Genomic DNA, 1,504 nt, shown 5'->3' on the forward strand with positions numbered 1-1,504 from the left:
GCCCCACCCTGTCCCGCTCCGGCCTGCCCCGCTCCGGCTTGTCCGCCGCCATCCTGCTCTTCCCGGCGGCCTTGCTTCTGACCGGTTGCGGCGTGGTGGTCGCCACCGTGGACACGGCGGCCAGCGTCGCCGGGTCCGCGGTCAGCGTCGCGGGCGACGTGGTGTCGGCCACGGCCCATGTGGCGACCGCGCCCTTCCGCGGCGGCGACGAGAAAAAGGACGAATAACACTCAGCGCCGGACGCTCAACGCCGGAACAGGCGGCGCCACCAGGGGCTCTGCCGCCGCGCCAACTCGGTCACCAGAATACGGCACTGGTCGCGCATCGCCTCGTAAGCGGCGACCTCGGCCTCGCGGTCGCGGCGCAGGCCGTCCAGCGTGCCGGTCAGCCGCTCCAGCCGCTTCTCCAGCTCCGCGCCGGTCCGTCGTTCCTGCTCCAGCGCCGCCTGCGCCTCTTCGCTGCGGCGCTCCGCCGACTCGATGCGCTGGCGGAAGCCGCGTTCCCGCGCCTCCGTGTCGGCGATCAGCCGTTCCACGAGGTCACCGATGCGTTTGCGCTCGGCCTCGCGGTCGGCCTGGAGACGGTCCAGCGCCACCGCGTGGGACAGGCGCAGGGCGGCGATCTCCGCGTTCACCGCGGACAGGCGGTCCTCCGCGTCCTGAAGCGCGCGGGCCATGCCCTGCTCGCGCGCCGAGGTCTCGGCGATCAGCGTCTCGACGAGCTGGTTGATGCGGTCGCGCTCGGCCTCGCGGTCGTCCTGGAGGGTCCCGACCTCCCCGGAACGCGCCCGCTCCACCTGCCCGATGGCCTCGCGCCAGCGTTCGCGTTCTGAGGCGTGCTCGGCGATCACCCGCAGCCGCTCCGCCCGTTCGCTGTCTGCCGCAGCCTCCGCCTTGGCGATCTGTTCGCCCAACGTAGCGACCTGATCCCCATAGACGCGCAGGAGTTGCGTGGTTTCCTCCGACGGCGCCTTCGCCGCGCGCTGACGGGTGGTCCGCTTGGCCGGCACCGCGGGCGGAGGCGTCGTATCCTCGGCGTTGGAGAGCGGCATCATCTCGGTCATCGCGGCTTATCCTGACAGTCGGGCCTGCATCGCCACAGTAGCGCGTCCCGCGCCCTGCGCACAGGAACCTTTTTTCCATAGGCCGGGGCCGGGAGACGGTCCGGTACATAGACTGCCGAGAATTCATCTCGCATTTTCACGAATTTCGTCGGCAAATTTTCCAAAATCAGGTCTGTTAACAGGTTTTAAAACCGCTTTAACGCCGACTCCTGCCTCTCGCCAAGGTATTAACACCAACGATTGACAGTACGGATTTCGATTGGTTTTTTGAATGATGTTTGCAGGCGCGAAAAAGACTTTTCCTAAAAAGCAAAACAATCGCCCTGGTCGATCCGATGCTGCGGAGAACCCCATGCGTGCTGTTCTGGTTGAACCGAACCCCCTGATCGCCGACGCGCTCGGCCGTCAGCTCGGCATGGGGAAGATCCGCTACGACCGCCA

The 1,504-nt window shown here is 67.3% G+C and carries 2 protein-coding genes; one reads left to right on the forward strand and one right to left on the reverse strand.

Annotated elements, in window-relative coordinates; all coding sequences use genetic code 11:
* The coding region (locus Q4I23_RS32610) for a hypothetical protein (RefSeq protein WP_498528991.1) at positions 1–227 on the forward strand (227 nt) is incomplete at its 5' end.
* Positions 228–244: 17 nt separating this feature from the next.
* Here Q4I23_RS32610 and Q4I23_RS32615 read toward each other — a convergent pair.
* Positions 245–1,063: a coiled-coil domain-containing protein gene (locus tag Q4I23_RS32615; protein ID WP_454020701.1), complete on the reverse strand. Its 819-nt coding sequence runs from the start codon at positions 1,061–1,063 to the stop codon at positions 245–247.
* Positions 1,064–1,504: the final 441 nt, after the last annotated feature.

Source organism: Azospirillum sp. UFLA03-27 (genome assembly GCF_059803775.1).